This window comes from Mycobacterium sp. 3-98, assembly GCF_035918355.1.
GTDB lineage: Bacteria > Actinomycetota > Actinomycetes > Mycobacteriales > Mycobacteriaceae > Mycobacterium > Mycobacterium intracellulare.
The window spans coordinates 474,093-488,643 of record NZ_CP142360.1 but is presented as its reverse complement, the minus strand read 5'-3'; the positions used below and the strand labels follow the sequence as shown (position 1 = coordinate 488,643).

Here is a 14,551-nt window from a genome sequence, read left to right as displayed (position 1 = left end):
GGCCCGAGGAGGACCGGGGCATTTAGACTCAGCCCGATCAGACATGACGCGACTGCACCGCCTGCGCGGCCGGGGTAGCAGACCTAAGGAGTCGGGGTGACTTCACCGAACGAGCCGGGCGCCCCCAAAAAGGGAGACGTTCCCAACGGGGATGGTGCGGCCGAGCGCGCCGGGGTGCGCCGCGCGGCGCCGTCCGCGCAGGGTGGCCGTCCCCAGGAGCCCGGGGACGGACCGCCGTGGCAGCGTGGCGGCACCCGGCCCCAGCAGCCACCGTCTCGCCAGAACGAGCCTCCGACCGAGAAGCGGCCATCGGGTCCGGCCGGCGGGGTCGAGGCGAGGCTGAACCGTTTCATCTCCGGCACCGCGGCACCCGGAGCCGGCGCCGCGGCGCATGCGAAAGACGCCGACGCGGCACCGGCCCGCGAAGGATCGCCCGCTGAGGCCTACGCCAGCGAGTTGCCGGACCTGTCCGGCCCACTACCGCGCGGCCCGCACCGCAAGCCCGCACCCGAACAGCGGACGCCGGAGAGTCCGTCGGGAGCCGGCCGGCCTTCGACCTCGGAAAGCCGGGAAGCCCGGGAGAACCGCGACCGCGTGCAGGTGTCACGGCGGACGCGAGGACCCGTCCGGGCCAGCATGCAGATCCGCCGGATCGACCCGTGGAGCACGTTGAAGGTGTCGCTGCTGTTGTCGGTGGCGCTGTTCTTCGTGTGGATGATCGCCGTCGCGTTCCTCTACCTCGTGCTCGGCGGCATGGGCGTCTGGTCGAAGTTGAACAGCAACGTCGGCGACCTGCTGAACAACACCAGCGGCAGCAGCGGCGAACTGGTATCCAGCGGCACGATTTTCGGCGGCGCCGTCTTGATCGGCCTGGTCAACATCGTGCTGCTGACCGCGATGGCGACCATCGCCGCGTTCGTCTACAACCTGACCACCGATCTGATCGGCGGCATCGAAGTGACGCTGGCGGATCGCGACTAGCTGATGGCTAGCTCTGGTGCTGCGTTTTTGGGAGTCGGGCGGCTAGTGCGGTAATCTCGTCGCTCGGCCGTACGCGAGTACGGGCCTATAGCTCAGGCGGTTAGAGCGCTTCGCTGATAACGAAGAGGTCGGAGGTTCGAGTCCTCCTAGGCCCACAACCATGTGCCCGTCAAGACGTTGCGTACGACTCGCACTGCCACTGGCACTGATCGCCGTATTGGCAGCGGTGGCGTGGTCACGACGTGGAGTCGAGGTCTGGCACGTGGCTGTGGATGACCCCGGTCAACCACCCAGTCACGATGAGGGGCCTTAGCTCAGTTGGTAGAGCACCGCCTTTGCAAGGCGGGTGTCAGGGGTTCGATTCCCCTAGGCTCCACAAGCCGATTCCCTTTGCACGCCTAATTGGCCATCCCTGTCCGCGGCGCGTAGGACGGGCCGAGGAAGCGTTCCACCAAGGCGCGTTCGGCGGCCGGATCCTTGAGCGGCCAGGCCCACAGCCCCAGGAAGACGCGAATCAGCCACTGCGCGGCCAGCGGATGATGGTTGCCGGGGCCGAGCATCTCGGCGGCCAAGCTCGTCACGGTCGGCGAGCTGATCACCCAGTCGCTGACCGGGGCCGCGTGGATCGATCGCATGAGCTGGGCCAGTGGGTCCGACCGCAGGCGTTCTAACGCGATGATCGTGGCGGCGACGACACGATCGGGCCCGCGGAGGTCCTTGATGGCTTCCCGTGTGGTGTCGACGATGCGAGCCGCGTGGATGGCGACGACGGCATCGCGGATGGTGGCCTTGCCGCCGGCGTGCCGGTAGATCGTCGCGGGTGAGCAGTGAACCCGGGCGGCCAGGGCCTCGATCGTGAAACCTTCATACCCCCGGCGAGCGATGAGATCAGCCGCGGCGCTATAGATCCGCTCGGCCGCTTCGCTACGGCGATCACGGCCCACCAACCAGTCGTCGCGTGGCATCCACCCATGCTCCCCTACGCTGCGGGATGCGAAAATAGCTCTCGCAGCATGAGAAGTATTGGCCTATTTTTCTCACACAAACGTCCTGCTGGCGACCGGTGTCCCTGGTCGCGCACCTTCGGCGTCGGTCGCGCGGGTTCCTCAACTTCTGCGCGATCCATTGACCCCGCGGTGGGCCGCGTCGAGCCTGAAACGCGTGGCGGTCTTGGACAGTGCGATTCGGTTCTTCGGTAGCGAGGCGATACAGGATCCCTACCCGCTCTATGACCGCATGCGGGCGGAGGCGCCGGTGCATCGCATCGGTGGTTCAGAGTTCTACGCCGTCTGCGGTTGGGACGCGGTGCAAGAGGCCGTCGAGCGGGTCGAGGATTTTTCGTCGAACCTCACGGCGACCATGGTCTTTCACGAGGACGGCACCGTCGCTCCGCTCGACATGGGACCGCCCGGGGATTCGATGCACGCATTGGCCACCGCGGACGACCCCGTGCATGCGATGCACCGAAAGATCTTGTTGCCACACTTGTCGGCCAAGCGCGTCCGGATCATCGAGGAATTCGCGGCTCAGACCGCCGACCGGCTGTGGGAGCAGAACCTGCGCGACGGCGAGATCGAATGGATGAGCGGCATCGCCAATCGGCTGCCGATGATGGTGGTCTGCAAGCTGCTCGGTCTTCCCGATGACGACGTCGACAAACTCATCCGCCTCGGCTACGCCACCACCACGCTGCTTGACGGGATCGTCACGCCCGCCCAGCTCGCAGAGGCCGGAGCCGCGGCGATGGAACTCTTCGGCTATGTCCTCGAGCGTTTCGAAAGGACAAGCGCCAACGGTGAATACGGCCTGATCGCCGACCTTGCGGCTCGTTACGCCTCGGGGGAACTCGAACAAACACCGGCGCTAGGAATCATGCTGACCCTCTTCAGCGCGGCCGGCGAGTCGACGGCGTCTCTGCTGGGAAGCGCGGCGTGGATCCTCACCGATCGCCCCGCGATCCAACAGCAACTCCGCGAAAAGCCGGAATTGCTAAGCGCTTTCATCGAAGAGACCTTGCGCTTCGAGGCGCCGTTCCGGGGCCACTACCGACACGTGTGGCGCGACACCACGCTCGGTGGGGTCGCGGTGCCGGCCGACTCACATCTGCTGTTGATGTGGGGAGCGGCCAATCGCGACCCGGCGCACTTCGAGGCCCCGAACGAATTCCGGCTCGACCGCGCCGCGACCAAGAGCCACATGAGTTTCGGCAAGGGCGTGCATTTCTGCGTGGGCGCCGCGCTGGCCCGCTTGGAGGCCCACATCGTGTTGCGGATGCTGCTCGAGCGCACCACCTGGATCGACGCCGCCGAGGTCGGAGAATGGTTGCCCAGCATCCTGGTTCGGCGCCGCGAACGCTTGCGCCTCAGCGTGCGGTGAACCTACGGACGCGGCTGTACCTCGACACTGGGCGGGCGCGACTGCGGCTCCTGAGGCTTCGCCCGCACCGAGCGCCGGACGATGCTGAATGCCACGGCGCCGCCCGCGAGGACCGCGACGGCCACCCCCGCAATGACCAACGGCCGCTTGCCGCGACGCTGCGCTCGCCGCGCCTCCTGCAGTGCCTGGGGCAGGTTGGTGACCACTTCCTGCGCCGCGGCCAGTTCCTGGGCGAGGGCCTCTTGGGCTGCCGCGATGTCCGCGGCCAACCGCCCCTCCTGATAGCGGCGACGCAGCTGCGCCGCGGTCGACTGCGCCGACTGGACGCTGAGGCCGACGACTCCGCGGGTGACGTCCACCGGCCCCCTCGCCGAGTAGGTCAGGCCGCGGGCGAGTCGCTCCCGGGGGGTCAGCCGGGACTCCGTCTTCGCGCTCATCTGCCGCCCTTCTGTTCCGCTGGTGACGCTTGTCGTGAGGCCGGCGCGCCGGGCCGGCCCGATACTGAACAGACTGCCAGCATAGGGACGTCGGCGGCGCGGGTGCGCGTTCGCGGGGTTTCGTCGGCGGGTCGGATGGGTGGCACCGCGTGCGGGCGCGCTCACCCGTAGTGGCAGACTCTCATGCCGTGACTAACAGCCCCTTTCAGACTGCTACCGCCACGCTCCACACCAACCGCGGCGACATCAAGGTCGCCCTGTTCGGAAACCACGCGCCCAAGACAGTCGCCAACTTCGTCGGCCTGGCGCAGGGGACCAAGGAGTACTCCACCCAGAACGCATCGGGAGGCTCGTCCGGCCCGTTCTACGATGGCGCGGTCTTTCACCGGGTGATCCGGGGCTTCATGATCCAGGGCGGCGACCCGACCGGCACGGGCCGCGGTGGCCCGGGGTACAAGTTCGCCGACGAGTTCCACCCCGAACTGCAATTCGACAAGCCTTACCTGCTGGCGATGGCGAACGCGGGCCCGGGCACCAACGGCTCGCAGTTCTTCATCACGGTCGACAAGACGCCGCACCTGAACCGGCGCCACACGATCTTCGGCGAGGTGACCGACCCGGACTCCCAGCAGGTGGTCGACGCGATCGCCACGACGAGCACCGACGGCAACGACCGCCCCTCCGAGCCGGTCGTCATCGAGTCGATCACCATCTCGTAACCGACCCGCCCGCGCAGGCGTTCAGGGCTGCGAACGGCCCGCGTAGCCGGCTGCGGTCAGCGCGTCCAGCACGTCCAGCGGGTCGGTCCCAAGGTCCCAGCGGGAGAACAGCACCAGGCCGCCATCGGCGGTCTCGACCTCCAGCAGCCGCACTTTGCGTCCGTAACGGCGGAACTCGATGATGCGGATGATCTTGATGTCGGATTGCAGCAATAGCTGCGTCCGGAACCAGCCGCGCAACGCCAGGCCGTCGGGCGTGATTGCCAGTTTCGGGCGCGCGCGCCACGACATCCCCGCAAACAACAGCAGACCCCCCGCGGCAACGCCCGCCAGAACCCGCCCCGGCGGGTCTGTGATTAGGGTCACACCGGCGATAGCCAACAAGACGCCCGCGGCTCCACAACCTGCGATTCCGGTCGCGTGTGGCTCCCATTGAGTTTGCTGCATGCGGTCCTTAGCCCCTCCCACCACTGCCGATGCAGTTATCCACAATCTCTATCAACAGTGGGGATAAATCACACGCGTGTGATTGGGTGGTCGGAAAGTTGCTGGCGCAACGACAAATCAGCCCGAAAATGAATTCATTCCGTCGGTCGTGCTGCTCAGTGCCAGCGCATCGTGAGCAACAAACCGGTGATCATGAAAGCGAACGCGATGGCGTAGTTCCAGGGGCCCAGTTGAGCCATCCAGTTCAGCGCGGTCGGCGCCTGGGATCCGACGGCGGCTAACTGAAACACCATCAGCCAGACGAGCCCGATCAGCATGAGGCCGATGAACAGCGCGACAAACCACACGCTGGACGGTCCGACCTTGACCTTCACCGGGGTGCGGCTGACCGCGCTGACGGTGAAGTCGTTCTTCTTGCGGACCTTGGACTTGGGCATGATTACCTCGCGGATTACCTCAACGACACGGTGAGCGGGACGGGGTGCAACGATGAACACGGCAGCTGCACCCATAGCTTGGCTACGAGACTAACGCACCTGGGGCGGTGACCAGGAAATGGAGACTCGATGATCCAAACGCGCCAGTCGCCATGGCGCTTCGGCGTCCCGGTGGTGTGCGCGCTGGCGGGGTTGCTGCTCGCCGCCACGCACGGGGTATCCGGCGGCGCCGAGATCCGGGGCAGCGACGCCCCGCGCCTGGTGGACCTGGTCCGTGAGACCCAGTCGTCGGTGAACCGCCTCAACGCCGAACGCGAGGAACTCGCGAAGAAGATCGACACGGCGCACGGGCGCTCTTCGGACGCCGCGCTGGCCGCGATGCTGCGGCGCTCAGCGCAGGTCGCCGGTCAGGCGGATATGAACCCGGTGCACGGCCCGGGCCTGGTGGTCACCCTCGAGGACGCGCAGCGCGACGCCAACGGCCGGTTCCCGCGCGACGCGTCACCCGACGATCTGGTGGTGCACCAGCAAGACATCCAGGCCGTGCTCAACGCGCTGTGGAGCGCGGGCGCCGAGGCGATCCAGATGCAAGACCAACGGCTCATCGCCACCTCGGTGCCCCGCTGCGTGGGCAATACGCTGCTGCTCAACGGGCGCACCTACAGCCCGCCGTACACGATCACCGCGATCGGCAACTCCGCGGCCATGCAAGCCGCCCTCGCCGCCGCTCCCCTGGTGGTCCTCTACAAGCAGTACGTGGTCCGGTTCGGCCTCGGCTACCGCGAAGAGGTCAAATCGGACGTGCAGGTCGTCGGGCACTTCGAGCCCGACCGGCTGCATTACGCGCAGCCCAACGGCCCGATCGCCTACTGACGCCGCCCGACCGGTGGCGCGCCCTCGGGCGGTAACCTGGCACGATGCGGATCCTGGTTGTCGACAACTACGACAGCTTCGTGTTCAACCTGGTGCAGTACCTCGGGCAGCTCGGTGTGGACGCGGACGTCTGGCGCAATGACGACGACCGGCTCTCCGACGAGACCGCGGCCGCCCGGCAGTTCGACGGCGTGCTGCTCAGTCCGGGGCCGGGCACCCCGGAGCGCGCGGGCGCTTCCATCGGGATGGTTCGCGCCTGTGCCGCCGAGCGGACCCCGCTGCTCGGGGTCTGCCTGGGGCACCAAGCCATCGGCGTGGCCTTCGGCGCCACCGTCGACCGCGCCCCCGAACTGCTGCACGGCAAGACCAGCAGCGTTCACCACACCAATGTCGGTGTGTTGCAAGGTCTTCCGGATCCCTTCACGGCGACCCGCTACCACTCGCTGACCATCCTGCCCGAATCGCTGCCGCCGGTTCTGGAGGTCACCGCCCACACCGACAGCGGCGTGATCATGGGGGTGCGCCACGCCGAACTGCCGATTCACGGCGTGCAGTTCCATCCGGAGTCGATCCTGACCGAGGGCGGCCACCGCATGCTGGCGAACTGGCTGGCCGTGTGCGGGTTGGTGCGCAACGACACGCTGGTGCGCCGGCTCGAGAATGACGTGCACGCCGCGGTGCGGCCGTATTTCCCGGCCGACCCGGCGGCTACTGACCGAACTTCAGCGTGATGATCCCGTCCCGGTTCACCCCGGAGCCGGCCGGCGGGTTCTGATACACCACCCGGTGGGACTGGGAGCCACCGGCGTCGACGTCGGCGCCCTTGTCGAGGATGCCCGTCCAGCCCAGCGCCCGCAGCCGGGGTTCGGCGTCCGTCCAGAACATGCCGGACAGGTCGGGCATGACGAACTGATTGCCCTTGGACACCTGCAGCTCGATGACCGAGTCCACCGGAACCATCTGTCCCTTGGGCGGATTGGTCCCGATCACCTCACCGGCCGGCCGGGGGCTGTCCACCTGCACCTGGGTCACCTTGCTGAACCCGTAGACGGTCAGGTTGCGTTGCGCGATGTCCACGGTCTGGCCCGCGATGTCGGGAACCTGCTTGGTCTCCGGCCCGGAGCCGACGATGACGGTGATGACGTTGGTGATCGCCGACGTCTGGTTGGCCGGCGGGTTGGTCCCGATCACCTTGCCCAGCAGCTCCGGTGTCGACGGCGAATTGGCCTGCTTGAACTTGGTGAATCCCGCGGCTTTGAGCTTGGTGACCGCGTCGGAGTAACTCAACGAGGACACGTCGGGCACCTCGCGTTGCTCCGGGCCGGTGGAGACGTTGACGGTGATCTCGTCGCCGGCGCTCACCGACGCGTTGGCGCCGGGGTCGGTGCCGATGACGTGGTCGGGCGGAACGATCGAATCCGGCTTTTGCAGCGTGCGCGTTTTGAAGCCGCGGTTTTGCAGCGCCGCGATGGCGTCGGCGGACACCTGCCCGCGCACGTCGGGCACCTGAACGTCACGAGCCCCGCCACCGAAGGTGTTGAACGCGATCACCACAACGATCGTCAGGACGGCCAGTGCCGCCACCGCGACGATCCAGCGACCGACCGACCCGACGGTGCGGTCCTCGCCCGCGTCGGCGAGGACCTGGCGGGGCAGCGGATCGGTCCGGGGCGGGCCCCCGCTGCCGGGGTTCGATGACAGCATCGAGCTTCGGTCGGCGTCGGTGAAAACCTTTGGCGCCTCGGGCTTTTCGCCGTTGTGCACCCGGACCAGATCGGCGCGCATCTCCGCCGCGGTCTGATAGCGGTTTTCCGGATTCTTGGCCAGCGCCTTGAGCACGACGGCGTCGAGGTCGGGCGAGATGCCGTCGTGGCGCTGCGACGGCGGCACGGGGTCCTCGCGGACATGTTGGTAGGCAACCGCGACCGGCGAGTCTCCGACGAAAGGTGGTTCGCCCGTGAGGATTTCGTAGAGGACGCACCCCAACGAATACACATCGGAGCGGGCGTCGACGGCGTCGCCGCGGGCCTGCTCGGGCGAGAGGTACTGCGCGGTGCCGATCACCGCGGCGGTCTGGGTGACGCTGTTGCCGCTGTCGGCGATCGCGCGGGCGATACCGAAATCCATCACCTTGACCGCGTTGGTGGTGCTGATCATGATGTTGGCCGGCTTGACGTCGCGGTGGATGATGCCGTTCTGATGACTGAAGTTCAGCGCCTGGCACGCGTCGGCGATGATCTCGATCGCCCGCCGCGGCGGCAGCGGCCCGTCGGTGTGCACGATGTCGCGCAGGGTGACGCCGTCGACGTACTCCATGACGATGTAGGGCAGCGGCCCGGTGGGGGTCTCCGCCTCGCCGGTGTCGTAGACGGCGACGATGGACGGGTGATTCAGCGCGGCGGCGTTTTGCGCCTCCCGCCGAAAGCGTAGGTAGAAGCTGGGATCGCGGGCCAGATCCGCGCGCAGCACCTTGACCGCGACGTCGCGATGCAGGCGGAGGTCGCGGGCCAGGTGAACCTCGGACATCCCCCCGAAACCGAGGATCTCGCCGAGCTCATAACGATCGGACAGGTGCTGCGGGGTGGTCATTGCGATGTCCCGTGTCCCGCCGGTCCACCGCGGAATCCCGACATCCCTATCGTGCCGTCATCCGGCCACTCGAGACGCATGCCTGCCGAACCGCTCGGGGTGTTGGTCGGCGCGGGCGCCGATGCCGGCGGGGTGCCGGTGTCGGTGACCGTCGGGGGCTGTTGCTGCTGATCCCCCCGGGAATTGATGACGATGAGCACCGCGATGATGATCGCCAGCGCGCCGAGTACCCCGGCGGCCCAGAGCAGCGCGCGCTGCCCCGACGAGAAGGTGCGCCGGGCCGGGGGCGGGCGGTGCCCGCCGGTGGTCGGGCGGGATCGACGCGGCGCCGCGCTGCGCGGGGACACCGCCGCCGCCCGCGTCGTCGGGCTGGACGGTATCGCCGCCGGCGAGGCCCGGCCCGGAGGCGGCGACTGGCTGGGGCGGGGCGGACGGCGACCGGCGCGCACCGCCGCGACGGCGTCGGCGAACGGCCCCCCGCTGCGGTACCGCATCGCCGGGTTCTTGACCAGCGTGATCTCGATGAGTTCTCGCACGTTGGGCGGCAGCTCCGCGGGCAGCGGCGGCGGCGGTTCCTTGATGTGCTTCATCGCCACGGTCAGGGCGCCGTCACCGGTGAACGGCCGCTTGCCCGAAACAACCTCGTAGCCAACAACTCCCAGCGAGTACACGTCGCTGGACGGGGTGGCATCGTGCCCGAGCGCCTGTTCGGGCGCGATGTATTGGGCGGTGCCCATCACCATGCCGGTCTGGGTCACCGGCGCGGCGTCGACGGCCTTGGCGATGCCGAAGTCGGTGATCTTCACCTGGCCGGTCGGGGTGATCAGGATGTTGCCCGGCTTGACGTCGCGGTGGACCAGACCGGCGGCGTGCGCGACCTGCAGCGCGCGGCCGGTCTGTTCGAGCATGTCCAGGGCGTGCCGCAGGGACAGCCGGCCGGTGCGTTTGAGCACCGAGTTCAGCGGCTCGCCGTTGACCAGCTCCATCACCAGGTAGGCGGTGCGGCCCTCCCCGTCCAGCTGGCTCTCGCCGTAATCGTGGACCGCCGCGATCCCGGGGTGATTGAGCATCGCCGTGGTCCGCGCCTCAGCGCGGAAGCGCTCGATGAACTCGGGGTCTTGGGAGAACTCCTGCTTGAGCACCTTGACCGCGACGCGTCGGCCCAGGCGGCTGTCCACGGCCTCCCAGACCTGACCCATGCCGCCGGTGGCGATCAGGCGCTGCAGGCGGTATCTGCCAGACAGCGTCACACCAACTCGCGGGCTCATGGTCCTCCCTGTAGCGCGGCCTGGATCACAGCCCGTCCGATCGGCGCGGCGAGTGCACCCCCCGTCGCGGACAGGCGGTCGGCGCCATTCTCCACCAACACCGCCACGGCGACTTTCGGGGTCTGTGCGGGCGCGAAAGCGATGTACCACGCGTGCGGCGGTGTGTGCCGCGGATCGGTGCCATGTTCTGCGGTACCCGTCTTGGATGCGATCTGCACGCCGGGAATGGCCCCTTTCTGCTGTGCGACCTTCTCGGCGCCGACCATCAGCTCTGTTAGCTTAGCGGCGACCTGCGGCGACACGGCGCGCCGCTGCTCATACGGTGCCGTGGTGCTGATCGTGGTCAGGTCCGGCCCCTTGAGGCTGTCGATCAGATACGGCTGCATCGTCACCCCGCCGTTCGCGATGGTCGCGGCGATCTCGGCGTTCTGCAGCGGCGTCATCGCGACATCCTTCTGCCCGATGCTCGACATGCCCAGGGCGGCCGCGTCCGGGATGATCCCGATGGTCGACTCCGCGACCTGAAGCGGGATCACGCTCGGGGTGCTGTCCAGGCCGAATGAGCGCGCCATGCCACGCAGCGCGTCGGATCCGGTGAGCATGCCGAGTTGGACGAACGCGGTGTTGCAGGACAGGGCGAAGGCCTGCTGCAAGGACACGGTCGGCTCGTTGCCACACGACTGTCCACCGTAGTTCTCCAGCGTCGCGGTGCTGTTCGGCAGCGGAATCGACGGCGCGGCGGTCAGCTGCTCGGTGTCGGAGGCGCCGGCCTGCAGCGCGGCCGCGGTGGTGATCACCTTGAAGGTGGAGCCGGGCGGGTAGGTCTCCGAGATGGCACGGTTGGTCATCGGGTTGTCGGGATCGTCGCGCAGCAACTGCCAGGCCTTGGCCTGCACCTCGGGATCGTGCGACGACAGCAGGTTGGGGTCGTAGGACGGCGACGACACCATCGCCAGGATCTTGCCGGTGGACGGTTCGAGGGCGACCACGGCGCCTTTGCACGGCGGGCCGCCGCAGCCCTGCTGCATCCCGTCCCAGGCGGCCTGCTGGACGCGCGGCTTGATCGTGGTGTCGACGTTGGCCCCGCGCGGGTCGCGGCCGGTGAAGAAGTCGGCCAGCCGGCGCCCGAACAGCCGTTCGTCGGAGCCGTTCAACAGCGGGTCCTCGGCGCGTTCCAGGCCGGTGCTGGAATAGCGCAGCGAGTAGAACCCGGTGACCGGCGCGTACGTCGCGGGGTTGGGGTAGACCCGTAAGAAGCGGAAGCGGTTATCGGTGGCGACGGAGTACGCCAACAGCTGTCCGCCCGCCACGATCTGGCCGCGCTGGCGCGAATACTCATCGAGCAGCACGCGCTGGTTGCGCGGATCGGCGCGTAGCGAGTCGGCGGCGAAGACCTGCGTCATCGTGGCGTTGATCAACAGCAGCACGATCAACGCCATCACGGTCACCGAGATCCGGCGCAGGGAGGCGTTCATACTTTCTCGATCACCTCGGTGCCGGCCGCCGCGATCGGCGGCTCATGGCGCGCGGGGGCGCGCAGGGGACGACGGGCGCTGTGCGAGATGCGCGCCAGGATGGCCAACAGCACGTAGTTCGCCAGCAACGACGAACCGCCATAGGACATCCACGGGGTGGTCAACCCGGTCAGCGGAATGAGTTGCGTTACCCCGCCGACGACGATGAACAACTGCAGGGCCAGCGTCGACGCCAGGCCCGCCGCGAGCAGCTTGCCGAAGCTGTCCCGGGTGGCGATCGCCGTGCGCATGCCCCGCACGATGACGATGGTGTAGAGCATCAAGATGCTCGCCAGGCCCACCAATCCCAGCTCTTCGCCGAACGCCGCGATGATGAAGTCGGTCGACGCGGCGGGCACGGTGTCGGGCTGACCGTTGCCGAGCCCGGTGCCGAAAATCCCGCCGGTGGCGAAGCTGAAGAGCGACTGCACAATCTGATAGCCACTGCCGTCGGGGTCGGAAAACGGGTCCCACCACATCTGCACCCGGACCCGGACGTGGCTGAAAATGAAATACGCGACAACGCTTCCCGCGACGAACAGGACCAGACCGATCCCCACCCAGCTGAACCGCTGGGTGGCGAGGTAGACCACCACCAGAAACGACGTGTACAGCAATAGCGAAGTGCCAAGGTCTTTTTCGAAGGCCATCACGCCGACCGAGATCACCCAGGCCGCCAGCAGGGGCGCGAGGTCGCGGGGGCGGGGCAGGGTCAAACCCATGAAGTGCTTGCCGACGCTGGTGAACAGGCCGCGTTTGGCGGTCAGCACCGCGGAGAAGAAGATCAGGAGCAGGATTTTGGAGAACTCAGCGGGCTGAATTGAGAAGCCGGGCAAGCGAATCCAGATCTTGGCGCCGTTCTGTTCGGACAGCGAGGCCGGCAACAGGGCGGGAATCACCAGCAAGACCAGACCGACGAGTCCGCAGATGTAACCGTAGCGCGCGAGCTGGCGATGGTCTTTCAAGAAGGTGACCACCAGGGCAAAGGTCACCACCCCGACCAGGGTCCACAGCATCTGCTGGGTTGCGCTGGGGTGGTGACGGCCGCTGAGTTGATTGGTGACCAGATCGAGCCGGTGGATCATCACCAGGCCAAGCCCGTTGAGTAGAGCCACGATTGGCAACAGGAGCGGATCGGTATAGGGCGCGAAGCGCCGGATCGCCATGTGCGCCGATCCGAAGACGACGAGAAACACCAGCCCGTAGTTGATCGCGTCCCAGTGCAGATCGCGGGTTTGATTCGCCTCGACGATCAGCAGCGCGGGGACGGTGATCAGCGAGGCGAAGCCCAGCAGCAACAGCTCGGCATTGCGCCGGGTAGGCAGAGGAGGTGTGACCGCGACCGGCGGTTGAAGCTGTGTTGTCATGCCACCGTCCGGCAATCGATGCCCGGTTGGGGTGGGGGCCCGGGGAGAGCGGTCACCGTTTGCGAGGTGGTCGTCGGACCTGCCGGTGATGAGGTCGCGGGGCCGTTGGAGGCGCTTGTGCTGGGTGGGGGGCTGGCGCTGGTGGAACTGGTGGTCGGGGGTGATGGCGTTGCGGTGGTGCTGGATTGGGGTGTACCGCCGGTGGACGGGGATCCGGGCGGCGAGGTGGCGCGCGGCGGCGGACAGATCGGCAGCAGGTATTCGGCCAGCAACTGGCGCAGCTGCGATTCCGCTTGGTCCAGGCTGCCGCCCGGCAGTCCGGTTTGGACCTGGACCTGTCCGGGACGGCGCAGATCTTGCAGGGTCATGAGCTGGCAATTGGGATGGTCGGATTGTCCGTAGCTGACCAGGGCCAGTTCGTTGCGCGCGTTGAGGCAGCCGACCAGGTAAGGCCGTTGCAACGGGACGCCCAGCAGCGTCCCCTGGATGCCCCGGACGATGGAGACCCTGCCGTTGTATTCGGCGACGTAATAGTTGCGCTGGATGACCCACCACCCCACGGTGAGGCCCGCGACGACCAGCAGCACCGCCAGCGCGGCGACGACGACCATCCGTCGGCGGGACCACCGCGGCCGGTGCGGCGTTTCGGGTTGCGGCGCAACACGTTTGGCCGACTCGTCGCGCGGCCTGATCGCCGAGGCCCGCCCGGCCGAGGTGTTGGGCAGCGTCATTTGATCCTCGTCACCCGAGACCGCGCCGGCCAGAATCGGCTGGGTCTGCCCGTAGTCGTAGTCGACGACGTCGGCGACCACGACGGTGACGTTGTCCGGCCCACCGCCACGCAGCGCCAACTCGATGAGGCGATAGGCGGCCTCGGCGACGTCGGGAATCTGCAATGCCTCGAGGATGGTCTCGTCGCTGACCGGGTCCGACAGCCCGTCGGAACACAGCAGATAACGGTCGCCGGCGCGCGCTTCCCGCATGGTCAACGTCGGCTCGACCTCGTGGCCGGTGAGCGCCCGCATGATCAGTGACCGCTGCGGGTGGCTGTGCGCCTCTTCCCGGGTGATGCGGCCCTCGTCGACGAGGGTCTGAACGAAGGTGTCGTCCTTGGTGATCTGGCTCAGTTCGCCGTCGCGCAGCAGGTAGCCCCGCGAATCGCCGATGTGTACCAATCCAATTCGGTCGCCCGCGAACAGGATCGCGGTAAGAGTGGTGCCCATCCCCTCGAGTTCGGGCTCCGCCTCTACCTGCGCTGCGATGGCCGCATTGCCGGAGCGCACCGCGTTGTCGAGCTTGGCCAGCAGGTCGCCGCCCGGCTCGTCGTCATCGAGGTGGGCCAGTGCGGCGATCACCAACTGGGATGCCACCTCGCCGGCCGCATGGCCGCCCATGCCGTCGGCCAGGGCCAGCAGCCGGGCGCCGGCATAGACAGAGTCTTCGTTGTTGGCGCGCACCAGGCCACGGTCACTCCGGGCGGCGTATCGCAGGACCAGGGTCACGGGCGCCACTCCTCGATCCCGGCCGGAAAATCTGCCGAGCC

Annotated in this window: 14 protein-coding genes and 2 tRNA genes; 7 read left to right on the top strand and 9 right to left on the bottom strand. The window is 67.7% G+C overall.

Annotated elements, in window-relative coordinates; genetic code table 11:
- The first annotated feature begins 96 nt into the window (after nucleotides 1-96).
- From QGN30_RS02495 to QGN30_RS02485, 3 genes are all read left to right on the top strand, one after another.
- Complete coding sequence (locus QGN30_RS02495) at nucleotides 97-981, top strand: DUF3566 domain-containing protein (protein ID WP_014378744.1); 885 nt, start codon at nucleotides 97-99, stop codon at nucleotides 979-981.
- An 81-nt stretch (nucleotides 982-1,062) separates the two neighbouring features.
- Nucleotides 1,063-1,136 (top strand) — tRNA-Ile (locus QGN30_RS02490).
- Between the two features lie 148 nt (nucleotides 1,137-1,284).
- Nucleotides 1,285-1,357: transfer RNA gene (locus tag QGN30_RS02485), tRNA-Ala, on the top strand.
- 22 nt (nucleotides 1,358-1,379) lie between these two features.
- Here QGN30_RS02485 and QGN30_RS02480 read toward each other — a convergent pair.
- Entirely contained in the window at nucleotides 1,380-1,946 is a 567-nt protein-coding gene (locus tag QGN30_RS02480) for a TetR/AcrR family transcriptional regulator (protein WP_008262523.1), read from the bottom strand.
- Nucleotides 1,947-2,142: 196 nt separating this feature from the next.
- Here QGN30_RS02480 and QGN30_RS02475 point away from each other — a divergent pair, with 196 nt between their 5' ends.
- Nucleotides 2,143-3,357, top strand: a complete 1,215-nt coding sequence (locus QGN30_RS02475) for a cytochrome P450 (RefSeq protein WP_225331057.1) — start codon at nucleotides 2,143-2,145, stop codon at nucleotides 3,355-3,357.
- A gap of 2 nt (nucleotides 3,358-3,359) precedes the next feature.
- Here QGN30_RS02475 and cwsA read toward each other — a convergent pair whose 3' ends face one another.
- Nucleotides 3,360-3,794, bottom strand: coding sequence for a cell wall synthesis protein CwsA (gene cwsA, locus QGN30_RS02470; protein WP_248923293.1), 435 nt, complete (start codon nucleotides 3,792-3,794; stop codon nucleotides 3,360-3,362).
- A 170-nt stretch (nucleotides 3,795-3,964) separates the two neighbouring features.
- Here cwsA and QGN30_RS02465 point away from each other — a divergent pair, with 170 nt between their 5' ends.
- Nucleotides 3,965-4,513 carry a peptidylprolyl isomerase gene (locus QGN30_RS02465; protein WP_008262529.1) on the top strand — a complete coding sequence of 183 codons (549 nt, stop codon included), beginning with the start codon at nucleotides 3,965-3,967 and terminating at the stop codon, nucleotides 4,511-4,513.
- A 21-nt stretch (nucleotides 4,514-4,534) separates the two neighbouring features.
- On the opposite strand, the gene QGN30_RS02460 is transcribed toward QGN30_RS02465, so the two are convergent.
- Together QGN30_RS02460 and crgA are read right to left on the bottom strand one after the other, a co-directional pair.
- Nucleotides 4,535-4,960, bottom strand: a complete 426-nt coding sequence (locus QGN30_RS02460; protein WP_248923294.1) for a PH domain-containing protein — start codon at nucleotides 4,958-4,960, stop codon at nucleotides 4,535-4,537.
- A 155-nt stretch (nucleotides 4,961-5,115) separates the two neighbouring features.
- Complete coding sequence (crgA, locus tag QGN30_RS02455; RefSeq protein WP_003872098.1) at nucleotides 5,116-5,397, bottom strand: cell division protein CrgA; 282 nt, start codon at nucleotides 5,395-5,397, stop codon at nucleotides 5,116-5,118.
- Nucleotides 5,398-5,526: 129 nt separating this feature from the next.
- Between crgA and QGN30_RS02450 the strand changes: the two genes are divergently transcribed.
- The gene (locus QGN30_RS02450; RefSeq protein WP_233042313.1) at nucleotides 5,527-6,270 is read left to right on the top strand and encodes a DUF881 domain-containing protein; all 744 of its coding nucleotides are present in this window, start codon (nucleotides 5,527-5,529) and stop codon (nucleotides 6,268-6,270) included.
- Between the two features lie 44 nt (nucleotides 6,271-6,314).
- A complete protein-coding gene (locus tag QGN30_RS02445) occupies nucleotides 6,315-7,001 on the top strand; it encodes an aminodeoxychorismate/anthranilate synthase component II (protein ID WP_014940906.1) in 687 nt (228 codons plus the stop codon).
- Here the strand turns inward: QGN30_RS02445 and pknB are convergent.
- Genes pknB through QGN30_RS02420 form a run of 5 tightly spaced genes read right to left on the bottom strand, consistent with a single transcriptional unit; the run spans nucleotide 6,979 to nucleotide 14,510 of the window.
- Nucleotides 6,979-8,859 (bottom strand): Stk1 family PASTA domain-containing Ser/Thr kinase, encoded by a 1,881-nt coding sequence (pknB, locus tag QGN30_RS02440; protein ID WP_009955363.1) that lies wholly within the window; start codon nucleotides 8,857-8,859, stop codon nucleotides 6,979-6,981. The genes QGN30_RS02445 and pknB overlap by 23 nt on opposite strands.
- The gene (locus tag QGN30_RS02435) at nucleotides 8,856-10,127 is read right to left on the bottom strand and encodes a serine/threonine-protein kinase (protein ID WP_041297605.1); all 1,272 of its coding nucleotides are present in this window, start codon (nucleotides 10,125-10,127) and stop codon (nucleotides 8,856-8,858) included. The genes pknB and QGN30_RS02435 overlap by 4 nt, the downstream gene beginning before the upstream one ends.
- Nucleotides 10,124-11,602: a D,D-transpeptidase PbpA gene (gene pbpA / locus QGN30_RS02430; RefSeq protein WP_009952767.1), complete on the bottom strand. Its 1,479-nt coding sequence runs from the start codon at nucleotides 11,600-11,602 to the stop codon at nucleotides 10,124-10,126. Before pbpA ends, QGN30_RS02435 begins: the two co-directional genes overlap by 4 nt.
- On the bottom strand, nucleotides 11,599-13,008 hold the full coding sequence (locus QGN30_RS02425) for an FtsW/RodA/SpoVE family cell cycle protein (RefSeq protein ID WP_326566271.1): 1,410 nt from the start codon (nucleotides 13,006-13,008) through the stop codon (nucleotides 11,599-11,601). Before QGN30_RS02425 ends, pbpA begins: the two co-directional genes overlap by 4 nt.
- On the bottom strand, nucleotides 13,005-14,510 hold the full coding sequence (locus QGN30_RS02420; RefSeq protein ID WP_225331056.1) for a PP2C family protein-serine/threonine phosphatase: 1,506 nt from the start codon (nucleotides 14,508-14,510) through the stop codon (nucleotides 13,005-13,007). The genes QGN30_RS02425 and QGN30_RS02420 overlap by 4 nt, the downstream gene beginning before the upstream one ends.
- Nucleotides 14,511-14,551: the final 41 nt, after the last annotated feature.

What these genes read in the sequence shown, in the direction of transcription:
- crgA (WP_003872098.1), bottom strand. Translation starts at nt 5,397, where the DNA reads ATGCCCAAGTCCAAGGTCCGCAAGAAGAACGACTTCACCGTCAGCGCG.
- QGN30_RS02450 (WP_233042313.1), top strand. Translation starts at nt 5,527, where the DNA reads ATGATCCAAACGCGCCAGTCGCCATGGCGCTTCGGCGTCCCGGTGGTG.
- QGN30_RS02445 (WP_014940906.1), top strand. Translation starts at nt 6,315, where the DNA reads ATGCGGATCCTGGTTGTCGACAACTACGACAGCTTCGTGTTCAACCTG.
- cwsA (WP_248923293.1), bottom strand. Translation starts at nt 3,794, where the DNA reads ATGAGCGCGAAGACGGAGTCCCGGCTGACCCCCCGGGAGCGACTCGCC.
- pknB (WP_009955363.1), bottom strand. Translation starts at nt 8,859, where the DNA reads ATGACCACCCCGCAGCACCTGTCCGATCGTTATGAGCTCGGCGAGATC.
- QGN30_RS02480 (WP_008262523.1), bottom strand. Translation starts at nt 1,946, where the DNA reads ATGCCACGCGACGACTGGTTGGTGGGCCGTGATCGCCGTAGCGAAGCG.
- QGN30_RS02460 (WP_248923294.1), bottom strand. Translation starts at nt 4,960, where the DNA reads ATGCAGCAAACTCAATGGGAGCCACACGCGACCGGAATCGCAGGTTGT.
- QGN30_RS02435 (WP_041297605.1), bottom strand. Translation starts at nt 10,127, where the DNA reads ATGAGCCCGCGAGTTGGTGTGACGCTGTCTGGCAGATACCGCCTGCAG.
- QGN30_RS02425 (WP_326566271.1), bottom strand. Translation starts at nt 13,008, where the DNA reads ATGACAACACAGCTTCAACCGCCGGTCGCGGTCACACCTCCTCTGCCT.
- pbpA (WP_009952767.1), bottom strand. Translation starts at nt 11,602, where the DNA reads ATGAACGCCTCCCTGCGCCGGATCTCGGTGACCGTGATGGCGTTGATC.